This is a genomic window from Alkalimonas delamerensis, from assembly GCF_030717955.1.
GTDB classification, from domain to species: domain Bacteria; phylum Pseudomonadota; class Gammaproteobacteria; order Enterobacterales; family Alteromonadaceae; genus Alkalimonas; species Alkalimonas delamerensis.
The window spans coordinates 177,343-198,902 of record NZ_JAUZVY010000004.1; the positions used below are offsets into that span (position 1 = coordinate 177,343).

21 protein-coding genes are annotated in these 21,560 nt (G+C 54.3%); 11 read left to right on the top strand and 10 right to left on the bottom strand.

What is annotated here, in order from left to right; all coding sequences use genetic code 11:
• Positions 1 to 123: 123 nt before the first annotated feature.
• Complete coding sequence (locus tag Q3O59_RS10980; RefSeq protein ID WP_305945621.1) at positions 124 to 981, top strand: DUF72 domain-containing protein; 858 nt, start codon at positions 124 to 126, stop codon at positions 979 to 981.
• Positions 982 to 985: 4 nt separating this feature from the next.
• Here Q3O59_RS10980 and Q3O59_RS10985 read toward each other — a convergent pair whose 3' ends face one another.
• Positions 986 to 1,570, bottom strand: coding sequence for a class I SAM-dependent methyltransferase (locus tag Q3O59_RS10985; protein ID WP_305945622.1), 585 nt, complete (start codon positions 1,568 to 1,570; stop codon positions 986 to 988).
• A gap of 229 nt (positions 1,571 to 1,799) precedes the next feature.
• Between Q3O59_RS10985 and Q3O59_RS10990 the strand changes: the two genes are divergently transcribed.
• Together Q3O59_RS10990 and Q3O59_RS10995 are read left to right on the top strand one after the other, a co-directional pair.
• The gene (locus Q3O59_RS10990; RefSeq protein ID WP_305945623.1) at positions 1,800 to 2,783 is read left to right on the top strand and encodes an amidoligase family protein; all 984 of its coding nucleotides are present in this window, start codon (positions 1,800 to 1,802) and stop codon (positions 2,781 to 2,783) included.
• The gene (locus Q3O59_RS10995) at positions 2,768 to 3,457 is read left to right on the top strand and encodes a gamma-glutamyl-gamma-aminobutyrate hydrolase family protein (protein WP_305945624.1); all 690 of its coding nucleotides are present in this window, start codon (positions 2,768 to 2,770) and stop codon (positions 3,455 to 3,457) included. Before Q3O59_RS10990 ends, Q3O59_RS10995 begins: the two co-directional genes overlap by 16 nt.
• A gap of 50 nt (positions 3,458 to 3,507) precedes the next feature.
• On the opposite strand, the gene ltaE is transcribed toward Q3O59_RS10995, so the two are convergent.
• Positions 3,508 to 4,596, bottom strand: a complete 1,089-nt coding sequence (gene ltaE / locus Q3O59_RS11000; protein ID WP_305945625.1) for a low-specificity L-threonine aldolase — start codon at positions 4,594 to 4,596, stop codon at positions 3,508 to 3,510.
• Positions 4,597 to 4,749: 153 nt separating this feature from the next.
• On the opposite strand from ltaE, the gene Q3O59_RS11005 reads away from it, so the two are divergent.
• The gene (locus Q3O59_RS11005; RefSeq protein WP_305945626.1) at positions 4,750 to 5,814 is read left to right on the top strand and encodes an alkene reductase; all 1,065 of its coding nucleotides are present in this window, start codon (positions 4,750 to 4,752) and stop codon (positions 5,812 to 5,814) included.
• A 71-nt stretch (positions 5,815 to 5,885) separates the two neighbouring features.
• On the opposite strand, the gene Q3O59_RS11010 is transcribed toward Q3O59_RS11005, so the two are convergent.
• From Q3O59_RS11010 to Q3O59_RS11020, 3 genes are all read right to left on the bottom strand, one after another.
• Positions 5,886 to 8,402: a bifunctional diguanylate cyclase/phosphodiesterase gene (locus tag Q3O59_RS11010; RefSeq protein WP_305945627.1), complete on the bottom strand. Its 2,517-nt coding sequence runs from the start codon at positions 8,400 to 8,402 to the stop codon at positions 5,886 to 5,888.
• 131 nt (positions 8,403 to 8,533) lie between these two features.
• Positions 8,534 to 10,132, bottom strand: coding sequence for an ABC-F family ATPase (locus Q3O59_RS11015; RefSeq protein WP_305945628.1), 1,599 nt, complete (start codon positions 10,130 to 10,132; stop codon positions 8,534 to 8,536).
• Between the two features lie 114 nt (positions 10,133 to 10,246).
• The gene (locus Q3O59_RS11020) at positions 10,247 to 10,855 is read right to left on the bottom strand and encodes a hypothetical protein (RefSeq protein WP_305945629.1); all 609 of its coding nucleotides are present in this window, start codon (positions 10,853 to 10,855) and stop codon (positions 10,247 to 10,249) included.
• Positions 10,856 to 11,001: 146 nt separating this feature from the next.
• Here Q3O59_RS11020 and Q3O59_RS11025 point away from each other — a divergent pair, with 146 nt between their 5' ends.
• Positions 11,002 to 12,210 carry an iron-containing alcohol dehydrogenase gene (locus Q3O59_RS11025; RefSeq protein WP_305945630.1) on the top strand — a complete coding sequence of 403 codons (1,209 nt, stop codon included), beginning with the start codon at positions 11,002 to 11,004 and terminating at the stop codon, positions 12,208 to 12,210.
• Here the strand turns inward: Q3O59_RS11025 and Q3O59_RS11030 are convergent.
• From Q3O59_RS11030 to Q3O59_RS11040, 3 genes are all read right to left on the bottom strand, one after another.
• On the bottom strand, positions 12,207 to 12,851 hold the full coding sequence (locus Q3O59_RS11030; RefSeq protein ID WP_305945631.1) for a PA4824 family protein: 645 nt from the start codon (positions 12,849 to 12,851) through the stop codon (positions 12,207 to 12,209). The two genes, Q3O59_RS11025 and Q3O59_RS11030, sit on opposite strands and share 4 nt — an antisense overlap.
• 57 nt (positions 12,852 to 12,908) lie before the next feature.
• A complete protein-coding gene (locus Q3O59_RS11035) occupies positions 12,909 to 14,525 on the bottom strand; it encodes a methyl-accepting chemotaxis protein (RefSeq protein ID WP_305945632.1) in 1,617 nt (538 codons plus the stop codon).
• 164 nt (positions 14,526 to 14,689) lie between these two features.
• Entirely contained in the window at positions 14,690 to 15,613 is a 924-nt protein-coding gene (locus tag Q3O59_RS11040; RefSeq protein ID WP_305945633.1) for a M14 family metallopeptidase, read from the bottom strand.
• A gap of 163 nt (positions 15,614 to 15,776) precedes the next feature.
• Between Q3O59_RS11040 and Q3O59_RS11045 the strand changes: the two genes are divergently transcribed.
• The 3 genes from Q3O59_RS11045 to Q3O59_RS11055 all read left to right on the top strand — a co-directional run bounded on the left by Q3O59_RS11045 (position 15,777) and on the right by Q3O59_RS11055 (position 17,532).
• Positions 15,777 to 16,166, top strand: coding sequence for a glutaredoxin family protein (locus Q3O59_RS11045; RefSeq protein WP_305945634.1), 390 nt, complete (start codon positions 15,777 to 15,779; stop codon positions 16,164 to 16,166).
• Positions 16,167 to 16,244: 78 nt separating this feature from the next.
• The gene (locus Q3O59_RS11050) at positions 16,245 to 17,087 is read left to right on the top strand and encodes a hypothetical protein (protein WP_305945635.1); all 843 of its coding nucleotides are present in this window, start codon (positions 16,245 to 16,247) and stop codon (positions 17,085 to 17,087) included.
• 1 nt (position 17,088) lies between these two features.
• Positions 17,089 to 17,532, top strand: coding sequence for a hypothetical protein (locus tag Q3O59_RS11055; protein WP_305945636.1), 444 nt, complete (start codon positions 17,089 to 17,091; stop codon positions 17,530 to 17,532).
• On the opposite strand, the gene Q3O59_RS11060 is transcribed toward Q3O59_RS11055, so the two are convergent.
• Both Q3O59_RS11060 and Q3O59_RS11065 read right to left on the bottom strand, forming a co-directional pair.
• Positions 17,529 to 18,257: an SIMPL domain-containing protein gene (locus tag Q3O59_RS11060; RefSeq protein ID WP_305945637.1), complete on the bottom strand. Its 729-nt coding sequence runs from the start codon at positions 18,255 to 18,257 to the stop codon at positions 17,529 to 17,531. The genes Q3O59_RS11055 and Q3O59_RS11060 overlap by 4 nt on opposite strands.
• 79 nt (positions 18,258 to 18,336) lie before the next feature.
• Entirely contained in the window at positions 18,337 to 19,623 is a 1,287-nt protein-coding gene (locus tag Q3O59_RS11065; RefSeq protein ID WP_305945638.1) for a serpin family protein, read from the bottom strand.
• 112 nt (positions 19,624 to 19,735) lie between these two features.
• Between Q3O59_RS11065 and gloA2 the strand changes: the two genes are divergently transcribed.
• The 3 genes from gloA2 to Q3O59_RS11080 all read left to right on the top strand — a co-directional run bounded on the left by gloA2 (position 19,736) and on the right by Q3O59_RS11080 (position 21,530).
• Positions 19,736 to 20,119 (top strand): SMU1112c/YaeR family gloxylase I-like metalloprotein, encoded by a 384-nt coding sequence (gene gloA2, locus Q3O59_RS11070; RefSeq protein ID WP_305945639.1) that lies wholly within the window; start codon positions 19,736 to 19,738, stop codon positions 20,117 to 20,119.
• Positions 20,120 to 20,268: 149 nt separating this feature from the next.
• Positions 20,269 to 20,598 carry a PadR family transcriptional regulator gene (locus tag Q3O59_RS11075; RefSeq protein ID WP_305945640.1) on the top strand — a complete coding sequence of 110 codons (330 nt, stop codon included), beginning with the start codon at positions 20,269 to 20,271 and terminating at the stop codon, positions 20,596 to 20,598.
• 2 nt (positions 20,599 to 20,600) lie between these two features.
• Positions 20,601 to 21,530: a hypothetical protein gene (locus Q3O59_RS11080; RefSeq protein ID WP_305945641.1), complete on the top strand. Its 930-nt coding sequence runs from the start codon at positions 20,601 to 20,603 to the stop codon at positions 21,528 to 21,530.
• Positions 21,531 to 21,560 lie beyond the last annotated feature (30 nt).

Sequence of the window (21,560 nt, forward strand, 5' to 3'; positions counted from 1 at the left end):
AAGCCTGCCGGGCGATGAACGCGCACTCAGGCATGGATGGGACGGTATTATAAAGAAAACAGCAGCAATGTCACTGCCTGCGCCTTCTGCTATGATGGCATTTTTTGTCAGAAGGAGCCGCGGATGCTCTACCTTGGCTGCCCGATGTGGGCCAATGCCAGCTGGAAACAAAGTCTGTTTTCCCCAAGCTGTAAAACCGCCGATTTTTTGCAGCAGTACAGCCAGGTGTTCAACACTGTGGAAGGCAATACCACTTTTTATGCCGACCCCAAGATTGAAGCCTTGCAGCGCTGGGCCGCACAGACTCCGGCTGATTTTCGTTTTGTACTCAAAGTGCCTTCGCGTATCAGCCATCAGGCCAATGCCGATGCCGAGGCAGAGCTAAAAAACTGGTGGCAGTCGCTGCAGCCGCTGCACAGCCGCATCGGTCAGGTGCATCTGCAACTACCAGCCACTGCTGGCCCTGAGCAACTGGCATGGATTGCCGCAATGCTGGATGCACTGGTCGCTGATGTCCGCTGCTGTGTAGAAGTCCGGCATCTGGCATTTTTTGATAAAGCGGAACACGAAGTGGCCTTAAACCGGCTGCTGCGTGATTACGGCGCTGAGCGGGTGGTCTTTGACAGCCGGGCTCTGTTTGCGGTGCCGGCCAGCCATCCGGCGCTTCTCGATGCTCAGCGCAAAAAGCCACGTTTACCGGTGCATGCGATTTGCCTGACCGATGCACCGGTGTTGCGTTTTATCGGCTGCGACGATGCCGCCATCAACCGTCAGCATTACCAGCCCTGGCTGGCTAAAATCCGCCAATGGCTGGATGAAGGCAAAACACCTTACTACTTTTTCCACACCCCGGATAACGCCTCGGCGCCTCAGTTGTGCCGGGATTTTATCGCCGATCTGGGCATTGCCCACCCGGTGCTTAATCCCTGGCCAGGTGAGCAAAACCAAGCTGACAACCATCTTCAGCCGGAGCTTTGGTAAGGCTTTAGCCAGCTGGCTTTTGCAGCAACACCACATCCGGGCCGCAGAACTCCAGCTGCAGCTGGTAGCGTGCAGCCAGCCAGCGAAAGCTGTTATCGGCAAAAAAGCTGATATGAGTGGGGTCCAGCGTATAGTGCCAGTTGGCGAAAGCGGCATCCGTCGTCAACCGTTTGGTCATCAGCCCCAGCCAGCCACCGGGTTTGAGCAGCCCAATCAATTGCGCAAGTACCTGGCCGGGCGCGCTTAAGTGCTCCACCACCTCAGTGCTGACAATAAAGTCGTAGGGTCGGCTTAAACACTCAGGCTGATGGCAGTAGTAGAGATCGTAATTGGCGCATTGAAATCCCGCCTCTGTAAACATCAGCGCCAGCGTCGGCCCCGGGCCGCAACCAAAATCCAAACCTTCCGCTTCGGGTGCCAATCGTTGCCGCAAAGGTTCAAATACACGGCCTAAAAACTTGCGGTACCCCGGGTCATCCGGCTGATTCTGGTGCTGATCGTACACCTCCTTTTCTGCCACAGCATCCAGATGAAAGGCCGCCGGCACAAAGACCAGTGCGCACTGGTCGCAGCGCCAATAATCGCGCACCAGCACCTTTGGTCTCTGCTCCGTATGGTACCGATGGGTTTGGTTGGATTGGCACAGCGGACAAAGCGATGGAACAGCAATCATTGATAGATGCACTTATTAAATACTGGCATGAGCCTTTGATTTGACATCGAAAACTGCTCGCTCTAGGCTGGTAATAATCAATTGGCGCTAAGCCTAACCGAACCAGCCTTGTCTGACAACTCGGCAAACACCTGTGGGAGCCATCATGACTGAACAAGTTCGCTTGTTACCACTGCCTTTTGCCAACAACCATCAGGGTAACCCGAGGCGTATTGGAGTAGAAATTGAACTCAGTGGCCTTGAACTGAACGAGCTCGCTGAATTGGTCGCAAAAGAACTCGGGCTGAACACCGAGCAAAAAGGCCGCTACGATCTGCGCCTAACCGGCGATCCAGCCGGCGATTGGGTGGTGGAGCTGGACTTTCATTTACTCAAAGAGTTGGGGAAAACCGAGCAGGAATCCGGCAGCTTGTCCGAAAGTGCCGAACAGCTGCTGGCGTCATTGGCCAACCAACTGGTACCGCTCGAGCTAGTGAGCCCACCCCTGCCATTTGAGCGCTTAACCGATATTGAGCGTCTTATTCAACAGCTGCATCAGCGCGGGGCCAAGGGCTCTTCCGATGAATTCCAAAATGCCTTTGGCTTGCAACTGAACCCGGAGATCCCATCCAAAGACCCGGCTGTTTTGCTGCGCTTTTTGCAAGCCTTTGTCTGCCTGCACGACTGGCTGCTGCAACAAGAGCAAATCGACGTCACCCGCCGCCTAACCAGTTACATAAACCCTTACCCCAAAGCCTATCAAAAGTTGATTCTGGCTGCCGATTACCAGCCGGATTTGGCTCAGCTTATCGACGATTACCTGAGATACAACCCAACACGCAACCGAGCACTGGATTGCTTGCCGCTCTTTATGGAGCTGGATGAAAGCAGAGTCAAAGCCACCGTCAAAGACGAACTGGTCAAAGCCCGGCCAACTTTTCATTACCGTCTACCCAGCTCCGAAATTCAGCTAGCCGACTGGGGCTTGCACCGGGCCTGGAATGGCTGGATTCAAGTAGAACAACTGGTCGCCAATCCTGACCAACTGAGCGCCTGCGTAGCCGCCTACCTGGCCCTGCTCAACAAGCCGCTGGGTAAATTGCTGCAAGACTGGCCACACCAACTGGAGCAACAATGGCTAAACCGGTAATTGCCATTACGGGGCCAGAGCGTGGTGCTTTTGGACCACGCTTTTTGGTAGCGCTGGCCGTGCGCTTCTATGGTGGAGTTCCTCTGCAGTTGCGGCCATCCCAGCACGAGCAAGCCGTCCACTTCGATGGCGTAGTAGTTACCGGTGGCCATGATGTCGATCCGGTGCTTTACGCTGCTGAGCCTGAAGTCCATCCTAAGTATGATCCGGAGCGGGATACTCTGGAAATGGCGGTAATCAAGCAAGCTTTGCAGCAGCGCAAACCTCTGCTTGGGATCTGTCGCGGTGCCCAGCTTTTAAATGTCAGCCGGGGCGGAAACCTGCATCAGCAGCTAAAAGAGCATCGCTACAAAACCTCGCATCGCTGGACCGTACTGCCGCTGAAAACCTTGTGTTTAGAAGCAGGCAACTCACTGCTGGCGAAGCTGCTGCAATGCCCGAAATGCAAAATCAACAGCCTGCACAACCAGGCCATCAATCAAGTCGGTGATGGTTTGAAGGTAGTGGCGCGGGATCTGGATCAACTGGTGCAAGCCATCGAAGATCCCAACTACCCTTACCTGCTGGGGGTGCAGTGGCACCCGGAGTTTTTGCTGTTTCTTCGTCGCCAGCGCCACCTGTTTAAAGCCTTAGTGGCAGCAGCGCTTCAGCAGCAAGCGGACGAGCATGAATAAGGGCATGAAAAGCACTTCATGCCCTTACTGTCATCCATAGTTCATCATGGCTAGCTTTCTTGCTGCTTGCTGAAAGTTTCCAGCAACTCCAGCGTGCGGGCAATCGCTGCAGCACTGAGATCCAGATGGCATACCCAGCGCAAACGATGCCACTGAGTCCCGGAATGACTGTAGTTGCTGCCGCTAAGGAGTACGCCCTGCTGCTTCAGATAAGGCAACAACTCAGCTGCCAGCGCTGGTGCCACATCGCAAAATAGAATATTGGTTTGCACCGGCTGCAACCGCAGCTTGCCCTGCCAACAGGCGTAGCGCTCTGCCAGCGATGTCAAGCCATCCGCCAACTGTTGGCAATGCCGGTGATCATCGTCCAATCGTTCAACCTGGTGCTGTAACGCATAAAGCCCTGCTGCCGCCAACAGGCCGGTTTGCCGCATCCCGCCACCCAGCATTTTTCGAAGACGTCGAGCCCGCTTGATGACCTCACTGGAACCCAACAACAATGAACCAATTGGAGCACCCAAGCCTTTCGACAAGCACAAGGACAGGGTGTCGTAGCCCTGGCACAGCTGGCGTGCCATCTGCCAGACATCCTGTTCGCGTTCCGCTGCAAGCTTGGTGGCGGCATTCATCACACGGGCCCCATCAATATGACAAGCCAACTGATGCTGTTTGGCCAAACTGGCGACACTGGCCATGTATTCAGGACTTAAAACTTTACCGGCAATGGTGTTTTCCACCACCACCAAGCGACTGCGAGCAAAATGAGGGTCGTCCGGTTTAATCGCGGCAACGATGTCTTCCAGCAACAAGGAGCCATCGGCCTGCACGGCTAATGGCTGTGGTTGAATGGAACCCAATACGGCAGCACCACCACCTTCCCAGCGGTAGGTATGCCAGTCCTGGCCCAGGATCACTTCATCACCCCGTTGGCAGTGGCTCATCATCGCCAGTAAATTGGTTTGGGTGCCACTGGATGCAAAAAGCGCGGCTTCAAATCCCAACTGCGAAGCCGCCCAGTCCTGCAGAGCGTTGGTGGTTGGGCAGTCCTGAAACACATCGTCGCCAAGCTCTGCTGTCATCATGGCCGCTCTCATCCCTGCAGTGGGTTTGGTCACGGTATCGCTGCGAAAATCAATCATGGAAGATCCTGTTATGTGGCACTTCGGCTCAGTGTCCCCCGAGCCAAGCCCCGACACAATCAAAAAATCGAACACTCAACTGAATTTTATGCAATTTAATCGCAAGGATCCCGCCCCCATAGTGTTCAAAAGTGATCAACTAAGGATCTTCTTATGACTGACTTATTCACCCCACTGGAACTTGGCAAACTCCGCCTGCCAAATCGTGTTTTGATGGCCCCACTGACTCGCTGCCGGGCCGATGCCGACCATGTACCTACCGACATCATGGCCGATTACTACGCGCAGCGCGCCAGTGCCGGCTTGCTGATTGCAGAGGCGACTATGATCACCGAAGGCAACTCAGCGTTTTGGCGCGAACCAGGAATATACTCAGAGGCTCAAATCAGCGCCTGGCGTAAAGTCACCGATGCGGTGCATGCCAAAGGCGGTCGGATTTTCCTGCAAATTTGGCACGGTGGCCGGGCTTGTCATCCAGCCTTGAATAACGGAGCCACTCCGATCGCTCCATCCGCCATTGCCATTGATAATACGGTGCATACCCCGGAAGGGAAGCTACCTTATGCGGTACCACGTGCACTTGAGCTCAGCGAGATCCCAGCCATTGTCACCGCCTTTCGCCAGGCGGCTCTCAATGCTGTGGAAGCAGGGTTTGATGGCGTTGAAATCCACGGTGCCAACGGTTACCTGCTGGATCAGTTTTTACGCAGCAGCTCCAATCAGCGTAGCGATGCCTACGGTGGCCCTCTGAAGAATCGTGCCCGTTTATTGTTTGAGGTGATTGCTGCGGTGACCGATGCCATTGGCCCTGATCGTACCGGCTTGCGTTTATCACCGCTCAATAGCTTTAATAGCATGCTGGACGATAACCCAATTGAGCTGATGCAGTATCTGGCCAGTGAGCTGAACCGCTTTAAGCTGGCCTATTTGCACCTGATGCGGGCCGACTTTGCCGGCATTCAACAGGCGGATGTAGTCTCCGTCACCCGTGAACACTACCAAGGCACCCTGATTGGCAATATGGGCTACAGCTTCGATGAGGGCAGCTCTGCGGTGGCTAGCGGTCAGTTGGATGCGGTTGCCTTTGGCAGTGCTTATATTGCCAACCCGGATTTGGTGGAACGTTTTGCTAAGCAATTGCCACTGGCCGAACCAGACCCAGCCACTTTCTATACTCAGGATGCGAAGGGCTACAGCGATTACCCAGCCTATGCTTAAACACTAAAGTTTTGGGTACGATGGCTTCGCACAAATGAAGCCATCGAATCATAAAACTAGCAGCAATAACATCACAGTTGGCGTTGATGTAGCCAGTGCTCAAAATCAGTCACCGGCTGAGGGCGGGCAAACAAGTAACCTTGATAGCAATAACAACCGCTGGCATGCAGCAACTGCTGTTGGCTTTTGTATTCTACCCCTTCAGCTACCAGCTCCATGCCAAAGGTATTGGCGATACCAATGATGGCGTCCACTATCACCCAGTCTTTTGGCTTGTGGCCATCCCGGCACTCCCGAACAAAATGTTGGTCAATTTTCACTTCATCAAAGGGCAAACGCGACAAGTACGACAAGGATGAGTAACCGGTGCCAAAGTCATCCATAGCAAAGCGCAGTCCCAGCGCTTTTAGCTGTTGCATCCGGGCAACCGCATCGTCTAAATCGGTCAAAACCAAACTTTCGGTCAACTCCAGTTTTAGTAAGCCAGGTGCTATGCGGTAGTGCTGCAACAGACCTGCCACCATGTCGACAAAGTCAGGCTGATAAAACTGACGTACACTAATGTTCACTGCTATCGTGAGGTCGGCAAACAAAGTCTGCTGCCAACGTTGCAACTGCTGGCAAGCCTGTTGCAATACCCAGCGCCCGATAGCTTCTATCTGGCCCGACTCTTCGGCCAGCGGAATAAAATAAGCAGGTGAAACCAGGCCTCGCTCTGGATGTTGCCAGCGGATCAGCGCCTCAACCCCAAGCACTTTGCCAGCTTCGGTGACCTGCGGCTGATACACCAAAAGAAACTCCTGCTGTTGCAGTGCCTGAGTCAGGGCCTGCTCCAGCGCAAAGCGCTGCTCCACCTCAGCCAGCATGTCCGGTTCAAAAAAGCACACGTCATTGCCATCGGCCTGTTTGGCATAACTCATCGCCAGATCCGCCCGTTTAAGGCACTCGGCTGGCTGTTCGGCCTGTTCAAAAATATAGACGCCCACACTGACGGTGCTGCAATACTGATGGCCGCTGATGCTGTAGGGACGCTGCAACACCTGCAGCAACTGCTCAGCTTGCTGACCAGCCAGTTCTTTAGCAAGGCGCAAGCTGGCGGGTAAATAGCCCAGCAACACCACAAATTCATCGCTGCTAAGGCGACCATAAAAAGTGGTTACCGGAACTTCTTGTTTGATCCTGTCTGCGACCTGCTGCAACAGCTGATCGCCAGCCTGATGCCCCAAAGTGTCGTTTAAACGTTTAAAATCATCCAGATCCAGATAAATCACAGCTGCATAGTGCTGACCGAGCTCCATATCCAGCAGCAACTCCTGCAAACAAAGCAGAATTTTTTTCCGGTTGTAAAGACCGGTCAATTCATCGTAGAAGGCCAGCCGATGCATGGTCTCTTCCGTTGCTTTTCGCTCAGTAATATCGGTGATAAAACCATACCAACTGATACCATCCTCTTCCCGTTCTGGCAGGGAGCTGCCATACACCCAGCGACTGTTCCCAAGTGCGTCCAGCACCCGGTACTCGTACTGCCAAGGGGTTAGCTCTTTAGCAGAGCGCTCGATGCTGCTAAGCATGCCTTCCAAGTCATCAGGATGAATCGCCGCCATCACCGCAGCCGCATCCTCGGCGGCCTGCTGTGGCGTCACTTGGTAAATATCCCGGATGGCGTCACTGGCGTAGGGAAATGAATAGCTTCCATCCTGATGGCGTTTAAACTGGTAGACCAAACCAGGTACCCGCTCGGAGATACGTTGCATGCGCTGAGCCCAGAGCGTTGCCATGCGCTCAGACTGCTGAGTGCGTTTTTCCACCCGCTGCAGCCGCAACCGCATCATTACGGCAACGGTAGCGACCAGCAAAATAGCCACTGCTACCATCACAGCCAGATCACCCAAGGTTTCTGAGCTGATGCGAAAGCCCGCGATACCTTGCACATGATCAGCAGCCAAATAGACAGTAGCATGCATCGCCATATAATGCATGCTGGCAATCGCCAGCCCCATCACCATCGCACTGATGGCTTTGACTACCTCAGCTTGACGGATCAATGGACTTAACAAAGGACGTATAGACAGTGCCAGCGTCGCCAACGCCACGGCCACCAACACCGAGCCGAGAAACCAATCCAGCCGGTACAGTCGCTCGGCTTGCAGCACCATAGCAGCCATGCCGGTGTAATGCATGACACCAATGCCTGCCCCCATCAATAGACCGCCAAAAGCAACAGAGTGCCACTGCGTTTGAGGCATCGCCACCACTTGCAACAACACCGCTGCAGCCAGCACTGCCGGCACAATAGAAGCCAGGGTCAACCAAAGCTGGTACTCCACAACCACAGGCAGTGTAAACGCCATCATGCCGGTAAAGTGCATGGCCCACACCCCGGTACCAAGCGAAAATGCGCCCAGCACATGCCAAAGCAGGCGGATCTGATCCGATGTACTGGAACGCATTAGTTGAGCAAAGTTAAAACTGGTATGGGCAGCTAAAATGGCAATAGCCAATGACAACAGCACCAGCTGCGGCTGATGCGAGCCGCTGAGGGCCAGACTGAAGTCGGTGCTTTGATCGGCAAATGCCAACAAGGACATAGCAATTCCTGCGGTAGTAGGCGAACAGCCAGATGCCAGAAAACATGGCGACTGCCCCTATCTAAGCACAGGATATCAAAAGCGTCGAGCCTTAAACGACAAACCCGGCCGAAGCCGGGTTTGAATGCAGTTTAGTTGCGCTGCTGATCCTGCTCTTTTAAATAGTCATCGTAGCTGCCAGCAAAGTTGCGAATGCCATCGGCGGTGATTTCGATAATGCGGGTCGCCAGCGAGGACACAAACTCCCGGTCATGACTGACAAAAATCAGCGTGCCCGGATAGTCCAGCAGCGCCTGGTTCAGCGATTCAATCGACTCCATATCCAGGTGGTTGGTCGGCTCGTCCATCAACAGCACATTCGGCCGTTGCAGCATCAGCTTGCCAAAGATCATCCGGCCCTTTTCACCACCGGACAAAGCGGTTACCGGTTTTAAGATGTCGTCTTTGGAAAAAAGCATCCGGCCAAGCACGGCTCTGACCGCCTGCTCATCTTGCTGCGGTTGCTTCCACTGCAGCATCCAGTCAAACACCGACATTTTTTGCTGGAACAAATAGGCGTGATCCTGAGCGTAATAGCCGATTTCGGCATTTTCCGACCATTTCACCAGGCCAGAGTCGACCGGGTATTCGTTCATCAAGCACTTGAGCAAGGTGGTTTTACCGATGCCGTTGGCACCAATCACCGCGACTTTTTCGCCCACTTCAATCAGTGCCGAGACGCCTTTTAATACCGGCAGCTCATCGAAGCTTTTCTTCACATCCTGCAGCTCCAGCGCCAACCGGTACAGCTGCTTGTGCTGCTCGAAGCGGATAAATGGATTAACCCGGCTGGAGGCTTTGACTTCCGACAACTGAATTTTTTCAATCTGTTTGGCACGCGACGTGGCCTGCTTGGCTTTGGAAGCATTGGCCGAGAAACGACTGACAAAGCTTTGCAGCTCGGCAATTTGCTCTTTTTTCTTGGCATTTTCGTTCAGCAGCTGCTCTCGGGCCTGGGTGGCGGCAAACATGTACTGATCGTAATTGCCAGGATACAGCCGGAGCTCGCCGTAATCGATATCGGCCATATGGGTGCAGACCCGGTTTAAGAAATGCCGGTCGTGCGAAATGATCACCATGGTGCTGTTGCGTTCGGCCAGCACGTTTTCCAGCCAGCGAATGGTGTGAATGTCCAGATTGTTGGTGGGTTCGTCCAGCAGCATGATATCCGGATCGGAGAACAGCACCTGCGCCAACAGTACCCGCAGCTTTAAGCCCGGTGCCAGCGTCGACATTAAGTCAAAGTGCTGTTCCACCGGAATCCCCACACCAATCAGCAATTCGCCGGCACGGGCTTCGGCAGTGTACCCATCCATTTCACCAAACTGCACTTCCAGATCGGCTACCCGCATGCCGTCTTCTTCGCTCATCTCGGCACTGCCGTAGATGCGATCACGCTCGGCTTTCACCTGCCACAGTTCTTCATGGCCCATAATCACCGTATCAACAATGCTGTACTGTTCGTAGGCGAATTGATCCTGGCGCAATTTACCAACCCGCACATTCGGCTCAACCGACACATTGCCGCTGGAAGGCTCCTGCTCACCGCTTAAAATCTTCATAAAGGTCGACTTACCACAGCCATTGGCCCCGATCAGGCCGTAACGGTTGCCCTGGCCAAACTTGACGGAAATGTTTTCAAACAGTGGTTTGGAGCCAAACTGCATGGTGATATTGGCGGCAGAAATCATGCGTTCTCGTTTCTCAGTAAATTGCAGCAAAAAGGGGCGCTAATCTACGCGAGTTAGCGCCGTTGTGCAATCTTCTGTTCAAAAAAGGTGCCGCTAAAAAAGCTAGGGCATACCTTAGTCATGCCCCCAAGGTGCCGGCGGTAACTCAGCAAGCGGCTGGGTTAAATCAAAATCGATGCGCCAGCTCCAGTTGTCACCACGCACGGTGCCGTAGGTGTAACGCACCCCTGGTTCAATTTCGATGCGCCAGCCGCGAAAATAGCCGGACTCCTCGGTACGTGGGATGGATTGAAATTGCTGGGTGATGTCAGAGCCTTCGCCAACCGTGAAGCCGCCATACATGGTAGTGGTGTCATCACTGCCATCAGCCTTGCGATGATCATGGCGCAGCTCCAGGCCATCGGCATGACGACTGATGATCCAGGTGCGGGAGCGATCCCAGCTTTGCGTGGCTTCTTGCTCGATATGAAACGGTAATTTTAGCTGTTCATTACTGCACTGCCGAAAGTGCACGATCAACAGCTCGGTGCCGGTCAGCATCTCGTCGCCTTCGGGCTCCAGCGTCAGGCCACCAGGGTAAGCTTTGCCGCAGTGCTGAGCCAAGGCTGTAAAAAATTGCTCAAAAGCGGCGGCTTCCGGGGTGTTTTGTGGTGCGCTTTGCTCAGCAGGCTGGCAGCCCATCAAAGCGATAGCTCCAAACGCCAGTAGTAGTTGTGGCTTCATAAGTTCTCCTTATTTTGCTACAGCCTAAGGCATGCATCTGCCTGATGCAATTCATCCATGTCATTGCAGCAGGCAATTGCTTTGCATCGCAGCTGCGCCTGGTGTACAAATTACTTTAAGTACTTTTCAATCGAAGAGAAAGCAGCATGCTGTTTGCACTGGAAAAAATCGTCTTACGGCTCTACATGGCGGGCTTTAAACTGGCCACCGCCTTGCTGCCCTTCCGCTGGCCCAAGGTTTTTCGTGGCGCCAACAGCAGCCAGGCTCTGTTATCTTACATGGCGACTCAGCAACACAACGCTATTCTGGTGATAAGCGATGCAGCGTTAAGCAAGCTCGGTGTGTTAGCCCCCATTCAGGCAGAGCTCGAGCGGCTGCAGCTCCCTTACCAGCTGTTTGACCAGATCACGCCAGACCCAACCAATGCGCACATCGAAGCCGGTTTCCAGGTACTGCAACAAAGCGGTGCCACTGCGCTGTTGGCCGTGGGCGGCGGCTCGGTGATGGATGCCGCCAAGTTGATTGCGGCAAGGGCCAAAAATAACAAACAGGTCCTTAAGATGAGCGGTTTGCTGCGGGTATGGCGCGGCATGCTGCCGGTGTACGCCATTCCGACCACGGCGGGTACCGGCTCGGAAGTCACCATTGCTGCCGTGGTGTCCGATCCGGCCAACAAACGCAAACTGCCGTTGATTGATGTGCGTTTGCTGCCGACGGCGACGGCGCTCGATGCCCACCTGATGACCGGCCTGCCGCCCGCCATCACCGCCAGCACCGGCATGGACGCCTTAACGCACGCGGTCGAGGCCTTTGTCTCACGCAACGCGACCCGAACCACCGATCAGCAGGCACTGACCGCAGCCAAAGCCATCTTTCAATACCTACCGCGAGCCTACCAGAACGGAGCTGATCTTGCAGCGCGCCAGCAGATGGCCGAAGCGGCGCATTTAGCCGGCAAAGCTTTTACCGTAGCCGGTGTCGGTTACATTCATGCCATTGCCCATCAGCTGGGGGCCTATTACCACCTGCCGCACGGTCTGGCCAATGCCATGGTGATGCCGACGGTGCTTCAGTACTCCGAGCCCAAAGCCCGCCGAAAAATGGCGCTGATGGCCAAGCACTGTCAGCTGGCAGACGCTGAAGCGACTGAGCAGCAAGCAGCCCAGGCCCTGATAACAGCCATCCGCAGGCTCAAGCAGGATTTTGGCATTGCCGACAAGGTCACCGAATTGCAATCGACCGATATCCCAGCCATCGCCCGCGCAGCGCTCAAAGAAGCTCGTTTTACTTATGCTGTGCCACGCTATTTGAATCAACAAGGCGCCGAGCAGCTGTTAAGGCAGCTGCTGCCTTAAAAAGCTAGGTTAAAACCCACGGCAAGATAGTTGCTGGAAGACTCCAGCTCGCGGCCAAAGGACAAGTCCAACTCCCACTGCTCCATGGGCTGCCAGCGCAGCCCTGCAGCTAGGGTTGGGTCTTCCCGGCCAATGCCGGCACTTTCAAGAATGACGGCCAGCTCAGGCCAAAGTGCCGCTGTGACCGCCGCTCCCCAACTGAGCGCCAGGTCGCGTTCCTGGTACTGATAGAGAGCCCCCAGGTTCACATGCAGCTCCAGCCAGGGCAACCACTGCTGACTGAAAGGCAGATTGATGAAGACTTCTTCCAGCCGGTGTCCATCCCTGGCCAACATCAGACCAGTAGAAAAGGCCAAAGCACTATCCGTTGTTGGCGCTGCCAACAGCGTCTTGGCCTCTAGGCCATAAGCGGTGATACTGCCAGAAGCAAAGGTCAGCGGTAGTCCCCACTCAAAACCCGAGCGGGTACACATCGGGATCACCGTACCGGCACCAGCCCCCTCCTGCCGGGTCCACCAGGCATCCAGGCTGCATCGCCCTTCATCGGTGATGGCGGCATCATCCACCAGAAAAAGGCCGCCGTTGGCGAGCGTCTGAGCACTGAATAACACGGCAGGCAAGATTAGCAAAGTACGCGTCATGCTGTCCTCCGGTTGGGTTGGTTGGCAACTAGTTTCCAGGAAAAAACGCGGTATTTCCTAGCTCGCAATTTTAAAGCGATTAACATGGTCTTTTAACCGCTGCGCTAGCTCCGATAATTCGGCGCTGGCCTGGGCACACTGATTGGCACCGGTCACTACCTCCGTCACACTGGAAGCCATGGTGTTCACGCTTTCCGTAATATCATTGGCAACATTGGCCTGCTCTTCGGTGGCTGTGGAAATTTGTACATTCACATCCACCACTTGACGAATGGCCTTGCTAACCGATTGGAAAGAGCCGCCGGTTTCTTTCGACGATACTAAGCTTTCATCGGCTTGCGTCGACGAGCTTTGCATGGCTTCCACCGCTTCATTGGCACCACGGCGCAAACGCTCCATGGTTTGTTGAATGCTTTCGGTCGACTGTTTGGTATTGGAAGCCAGCGCCCTAACCTCATCGGCGACCACCGCAAAACCACGCCCCTGCTCGCCAGCTCTGGCCGCTTCGATGGCGGCATTCAAAGCCAGCAGATTGGTTTGCTCGGCAATGCCCTGAATCACTTCAATCACTTTGGCAATTTCCTGAATGCGCTCATCCAGAATTTTGAGCCGCTCTGCAGTACCCAAAATAGAACCTGATAGCAGCTCCATAATTTCCATATTTTTTTCCACCGCATTAAGCCCATCAGAGGCTTGCTCATTGGCGGTTTCGGTGGACTCCAATGCGACTTGAGCACTGCGCGCCACTTCCTGCACCGCTGCCGCCATTTCGGTAATGGCGGTGGCTATCTGGGCGGTTTGCATCTCCTGACTGGCAGCTATTTGACTGACTTCCTGACTGACACTGCTGAGCTGCTCCGATGCCGCCGCTACCTGGTTGGAAGCGCCCTCGACATCAAAAAGCACCTTCTGGAAATGCCCCATTAAGCGGTTAAAGCATTGAGCCAGAGTCGATAGTTCATTACGGCCATCCTGATTGGCTCTTAGAGTCAGGTCCGAGCTGTGCTCAACTTGCTGCATCACCTGATTTAGCTGCTCCAACGGATGTTGGATGGAACGGTAAACCAACAAGGCAAGTGCCACAACCACCAAAAGAATAACGGCAATGATTATAAAAAAAAGTCGCATATTGCTCTGGTATTGGTGTTGAGCCTCGGCAGCAAATTCATTGGCGTCCGCCATCTGAATTTCGAGCAATTCGTTGAGTGGGCGTTGCAAGCGTTCGGACTGCCCAACCAGTGCGATGACTAAAGCACTGTAATCCTCGCCACTTTGCAGCGCCTGGCTAAAGGCTGTCAGACTATTGCGAAGGTCAGGCAGTACTTGCTCAGCTTGACGCACAAACACCATTTCATTGTCTGGCAGCTCAACGGCTCGAAACTGTTGCCAGGTCCGTTCGCTTTGCGCTAAGCCCGCTTGCAATTGACGCGCCGTTTCTGCTGCAGATTGCTGGCCTTGCTGGTAACTCAACAGCGCCAGCATCGGCTGTGCTACCAGGCTCTGTCTGACTTCGGTGAGCATTTGCTGCTCTTGCATTTCAAAGTGCAATTCCTGCGTCGATTGATTGATGCTTTGCATGCTCGACAATGACAAGGCCACCATCAACAGCATGGCCAACAATGGGATCCCAATTAGCAACAACAACCGATAACGGATCGACAAATTCGCCAACATAACGCCTCCAGCCTAAAGATATCTGCTGCAACAATTTTAAACGCTTAAAAAACGCGGCCCTATTAACAACTAGCTGAAATTCGGTAAGCTGGCAACCTGTGAGGAGGCATTGCAGCAGAACCGGGCTGTTGCTAACAGCTCTGCTGCAACTGGCAGATAGGCTGTTAACCTTTGAGCAGGTAATCCAGGGCACCACAGATGGCTGCCTGCTGCGCCTGAATGCAGTTTTCCGGTGTGCTGCGCGGGCTATCCGGGTAGACTTCGGTGGTGGTAACAAAAGCAGCATCCGTCATGCCAGCACAAAGACCAGCTGCTTTGGTGTCGTACAAGATCACGCCTGGCTGCACCACCGGCTCCCCAATCAAACAGCCCTGTTCATCCGGCTCGGCTATATGGGTTACTTTGGCCACCGCCTCATTAATGGCTTGCTGAAAATCAGCGGCCGGCTGTTTGGTATCGCCGACCAGATAAAAACCATCCGGAATGTTCCAGTTGGTATTCACAGTGCCGTCACGGGCGGCTTTGGCCGGGCGAAACTCGCTGTTGTCGCTGTCGGTGGTTTCGTGCAAGTCGATATGCGCCAGCCAGTGCTTGCTTACCGAGTGCACATAGGCCATGGCCAGCGCCGATTCAGCCACCGGGCTATTGCTGATAAAAGAACGGTTTGGGTCCAGTGCTTTGGGGTTCCAGCGGTTGATGGTTTCATAGCCCCAGGGGCTTAAACATGGCAGCACCAAAAGATTGAATGCCTGGCTGTACTCAGACGCCTGCTGCTGCAAAAACGCCAAAGCACCCTGCACCCCACTGGTTTCATAGCCATGCACGCCCCCTGTCACCAACACAGAGGTTTTGGCCGGATCCCAACGCTTGCTTTTCACTGCATACAGCGGGTATTCGCTGGCATCAAAGCGACGGTAATCGAGTTGGCCGTAACAAACCAGCTCAAAACCATCCGGCAATGCGTCCAGCTCACTGGCCACTTGCTGCAGATAGCTGCGCTTAATGCTTTGCTGGCTTAACCACAGCGCTTTTTCCGCCTCACCCCAGGGGGTGCCTACCGTGCCAATGGCATAAATCGATTCGGTCATCACAACTCACTTTTGCCAAAAAAGCCAATGCTACACCATGATGCATGCCAGAAACAGAGGGCAAGCTACCTACTCGATGACCACTTAACTGGGTTTCAGCTGCCTGCCATGATAAAATGCTGCATCTTGAACAATTCCCTCAAACCACCAACAGAGTTCTGCTATGCGCGTGCTGATCCGGTCCTTTTTTCGTGTTGTCCGTCTTATCCTCACCCCCTTTATGCTTATCGCTGAAAAGCTCAGCACACCCGCTCCGATAAAACGGCAGCCCGAAGCCCAGGCTGAGGTCGATGCCGCCTGCCAGCAACTGGCACTGTATCAGTTTGCGGCCTGCCCTTTTTGCATCAAGGTCCGCAAAGAAATCGCCCGACTTGCCCTGCCCATCGAAAAGCGCGATGCGCAACACAACACAGCTTTCAAAGCTGAGCTTGAAGCCGGTGGTGGCCGGGTGAAAGTGCCCTGTTTGCGCATTGAGCAAGTACAGGGCGAGGCAACATGGCTGTATGAATCCAACGACATTATCGCCTACCTGCAACAACGCTTTGCCGCGTAACGCCTGACTCCCTGCCCGGTTGATCTGGCCATCCTTTGTACTAAGATTGAACGATTCCGTTAAATTTTGGTGCTTTTTATGGCCGTTGACCTTGGCAAGCCGCCACGAATTCTGGTGGTGCATGGTGTGCAAACCGGCAGCAACGCAAGCATTCAACTGGCGCAACAGGTGCAAGCCCTGATTGATCCGGTGTTAGCCGCCAGTCATATTCGTGAAGACTACCAGGTGCTGCAATACCTGTACGAAGATACCAACGACGCGCACCCGACGGTGCAACTGGCGAAGCAGCTGGCTAGCGCGATTGCCAAAGGCCGCCCACTCCGCCGTCGGGCCTTGACCATGACGGTGGACTTAATTGGTGATGTGGTGATTGCCGCTGGCCAGGGCAGCACAGCCGCCACCATCCGCGCAGGCCTGCGGCAGAAAATTCTGGACTCGCACCAACAAGGGCACCGTGTGTTGCTGCTGGCACACAGCTTAGGCAGCTTTTATGCCTTGCAGGTGCTGAATGAAATGCTGGCAGAGCCCGGCTTGTTTGCCGGCGAGGATCGCCGCCTCTGGCCCGTACAGGGTCTGGTAACCCTGGGCAGCCCGCTCGGACTGGCACTGACGCTGGGCCCATGGCAAATTTTCCCCAAAATTGAGCTGAACCCTGTGCCTGCTGCGCATGAGCGTCTGCCCTGGCACAATTTTTACAGTCGGCATGATCCCATCGTCAGTGGCCGGGTGTTTGGCAATAAAGTTCAGGTGGCAGGCACCGAGGGGCCCGTCGAGTTACGCTACCGCCAGGGCTGTGATGCCAAAGGTTGGTTGCTGCATGGTCACTATGTCCATACCGGCCAGCGCTGGTTACTGGCCCATACCGCCTACTGGCAGGATCCTTCGTTGGCTATGCGCCTGGTGGCAATGCTATGGGGGTAAGATGAAAATTGTGTTTTTAGCGGTATTACTCAGTGTATCGGCTTGCAGCATTGTGCATTACACCGCCGAGACAGACTTCCCCGATACCGAGCCAAGCGCGGCTGTTTTGCATTACCGTCAGGGCGATAGCATGGTGCATATCCTGCGTTGCCAGGCCGTGCCGCTGATTTTGGTTCAGGGCCTGCAAGGCGAGCAAGGGCTGCAAAGTCAGGACTATCGCGATAACAGCGGGGCCAGTTGCATCTTGCTGCAACAAGAAGGGCAACCAGCCCGCTTCACGCAGTTTGAACAGGGCCAGATTTATCAGCTGGAGGTTCAATGCCAGCAACGGCTGCTGCCTGCCCCAGACCGCTATACCTTCAGTCCGCTGCAGCGACAACGGCAATGGCTCTGGCCCGGGCGTGCCAAGCCATGGAGCCCGAGCCCCTGCCCTGACAACCCTTAAGGCTGCAAACGGTAAAGTACCTGCACCGATTGTTGAATGCGAATGTGTTTGGGCAGCACCAGGCTGCTTTCGGCTCTATCGGCATTGGCCGTTCGCATCACACCATAGACACCGCTGCCCGCCCCAAAACCAAAATCAGAGCCCAAATTTCCCCAGCTGCGATGGCCTTCATTTATGGCAAAGACCGAGTGGATTTCCGCACCCTGGGCTCTTGCCAGTCGCTCTGCCCGCTGACGGGCATCGGCGCCGGCTTTGGCCATCAGCTCTTGCTCCAGCTGCTGTTTTTGACTGGTTTCAAACTGGCCCTGAATGGAAAAAATAGCCGGCTGCCTGAACAGATGATCCATCACGTCGACGTAATGCTCCAGGCTGCGCAGTTGCACCACCACCGGCTGCGTTGCCGCATAGCCGGTAATGATGCGGCTGCTGTAGTCCTTATAGGTCGCCTCTTTGTTGATCTGAGCCGCTTCAATATCGGCCAAATCCACGCCTTTGCTGGCTAAATAGTTCAGCAGGCTACGACCTTGCTGATAGACCGAGCTGGTGGCGGCATCTGCGGTTTCGGCGTTGGCCCGGATCATCAGCGTAATGCGGGCCGAATCTGGCGCCACTTCCATCTCAGCCGTGCCGGTAACGGTCACAAATGGAAAGTCCGGCAAGGGGCTGGCCTGGCTGCTTAACGGCAGCGCCAACATCAGAATGGCGGTTAATAGCATACTTTTCATGGATAGTCCTTATTAACTGGAAAGAACACTAATTCAGACCACAGCTTAGCCGGACCGGGTGAACGCCAACTGAACTGCATCAAGGGGCCAGCACCCGGCCCATAAACACAATGGCGCCGGTCTCGTGCTCTTCAATCAGATAGATAAATGGCCGGTTCAGCGCCAACTCGGCCAAAGGTGGCATGCTGGTTACCTCAAAGGTGATGCCTGTCGCTGCCGCCGCTTCGGTGCCAAATTCATCAACCGCAATAACGGCCTGATGCACAACCCCGCCTATAAACAACGACATGCTGTCACTGATGCCGCTGAAATCGGCCACATCGGCTTGAAATGCCTCCTGCATACCAAAATCCTGCAGGGCGGATGTCAGATTAAGCTGCTGGTTTAATTCAAACTTTGGCATTTCCAAATCCACCAAATGCTCGGATAACTCGGCACGGATAGCATCAAGGCGCGCGGTGGTCAGCTGCTGCTCAAAAGCATTAAAGTTGCCTTCGGCGGGTAACAGCAGCAGCATCGAAAAGTTTGGATTGGCGTAGGGCAAACGCATGGCCTGATAACCAGCCCCCTCGCTGTAGCCGGCACGAATGGCTGTCTGACGCATCATAGGCACCTGCTCGCTGCTGCCGCTTAGTTGGTAAAAGGACGCGGCTTCGGTTGATTCAGGCGCAAAGGGTTGCGCCCAATTGGCTTGAAAGTAGATGGTATTAAGAAGTGCCAGCCGGGTATCCGGGCTGACACTGCCCTCTGGTAGCAGCTCATTGATTTTATCTTGGGTTTGCTCGGCGACCCACTGGTTAATGGCTTGTCTGGCTTGCTCTGGTTGCTGGATAAAGTCGGTCTGATAGACACCGGCACCATAGTAGAGCGCCAATTGATCCAGGTAAGTTGGCAATAGGGTTGTCGTTTGCTCCAACCAACTGGCTTGATTGAGCTGCAGCGACATCGGGTGTTCGCCAGCAGAGACATCATCGAAATGAAGCAACACTTTGTTCAGACCACTGTGCAGCTTCGAGTCAGGCAAGCGAAAGCGCAGTGCCGAGGCCATTTCAGTCGCCGTCTGCTGCCTGGCACCGGCAAAACTCATGGCCATGGTCAGCGAAATGGACAAAGGCGAGAAAAAAACGTTGTCCCTGCGTTCGGCCTGCCACTGATACAGCGCCAGGGCAAACTCGGTGTTGTCCTGAATCAACTGGTCAAATTCGGCAGCCGTTAGCTCTGGTACCAACTGACGTGCTACACTGGACTGACTGTATTGGTAACCAGCAGGTTCTGGTTGCTGCTGCACGGGTGGTGTGGTCGTATCGGAATCACCACAGCCAGCAACGAACCCCAGCAATAAAACCACATAAAAAACACGCATCATAAGCTCCCCGGCACAAGTCATGGCGAAATTATAACCACTTCGACACTAAAGACTGTGACCAATTGTTAAAGAGCCTGTTGCACTTTGTGTTCTTAGAAAGGAGCAAGCCGCTGTGCTAAAAGCCATTCACCATGTTGCTATTATTTGCTCGGATTACCAGCGCTCGAAAACCTTTTATCATCAGCTGCTGCAACTGCCCATTCTGGCCGAACACTTCCGAGCCGAGCGCAACTCCTGGAAGCTGGATTTGCAACTGCCGGATGGCGGTCAATTGGAGCTGTTCTCCTTCCCATCCCCGCCGCCAAGGCCGAGCCAACCCGAAGCGCAAGGCCTGCGTCATTTAGCCTTTGTGGTGGAGGATGTCGCCGAGGTGAAAGCTTATCTGGAACAACAAGGTGTCGCCGTCGAGCCCATTCGCATCGATCCCTTCACCGACAAAGCCTTTACTTTCTTCCAGGATCCGGATGGATTGCCGCTGGAGCTGTATCAGGCTTAACAACGCATATTCACTCACTAGCCGGCCCTGCGCCGGCTTTTTTGTGCAAAAAAACCACAAAACAACCTTGACACCTTTACTGTGTGTCACCTAGTATATTTTTACTGTGCCACATACAGTATGTGGCACACAGTAAGCAGGAATCAACGATGACCTCAGCGCAACTGGACAAAATGCGGCTGGAACTGCGGCGCGGTGTGCTGGTACTGGCGGTACTTAGCTCACTGAAAGCCCCGCACTACGGCTACTCGCTGCGCAAGCAACTGCAGGATGCCGGTATTGAGATCGACGAAGGCACCCTCTACCCGCTGGTGCGCCGACTTGCCGATCAGGGCCTGCTGGACAGCGAGTGGCGTCAGGGCGAAGGCCGGGAGCGGCGCTACTACCAACTGTCAGAAGTAGGCGCCGATTTGCTGACGCAGTTAACGCAAGAATGGCAACAACTAAACAGCGCCTTAGGGCCACTACTGGAGCACTAGCCATGGACTTATTAGAACGCTATCTGGCCGCCGTGCAGCAAGAGCTGCCAAAAGAAAAACAGCAGGATGTCACTCGCGAATTAAAAGCCAATATTCTCGATCAGCTGGATGCATTGCAAGAGCAAGCGCCCAGCCTAACGGATGAAGAACGAATACACAGCGTATTGAAACAGCTTGGTCCGCCGAAACAAATGGCGCATCAGTTTGCCCCGCCAACCCCTTTAATCCCAATCGGGCTGATGCCGTTATTTAGTTACACCCTGGCCATGGTGTTTGGCATTCTGTTCCTGATCCAGGTCATTCAATCCAGCCTGCTTTGGCTTGGCAATGAACAGGTTGGGCTATTGTTGATGTTAAAGCATATGGCAGGCGGATTTATTCGCGATGCGACCTTTGCTTTTAGTGTGATCACACTGATTTTTTGGATGATTGGGAAAGAGCAAGGCAGTGCTTGTAAGTCTACAACCAGCTGGGATCCTGCCAAGCTGCCTCAATTAGCGAAACCTTGGCAACAAATTGAACTAAGTGATATTTTCACCGATCTGGCGACGTACTTGTTCCTGTTGCTGCTGATTTGGTACCCGGTTTTTGGGCAGAACCTTGCATCGGTAGAGCTCAGCATCACCAGTCGTTTCTTGCTGCAGGCCTTTAGCCCTTTGCTGCTGCTGGGTATTGCCCTAAGTGCATGGCAACTGAAGCAGCGTTACTGGTCAGCTGCCCTGCTGAAATCCAACCTGGCACTCAATGCCCTGCTGGTAACAGCCATTGTTATTCTGGCATGGACCAGTCCTTTCTTAAGCGGTGTGCCGGCCCAACTGCCCTGGCTGACGACGGAGCAGCTGGAGCGCAGCATCACCATCACTTTACTGATTATCGCTCTGTTTCCGGGCTGGGAAGTCATTCGTGACTGGCGACGCTTGCAACGCATGTGAATGCATATATCTAAGTCAGGAAGCAACAGG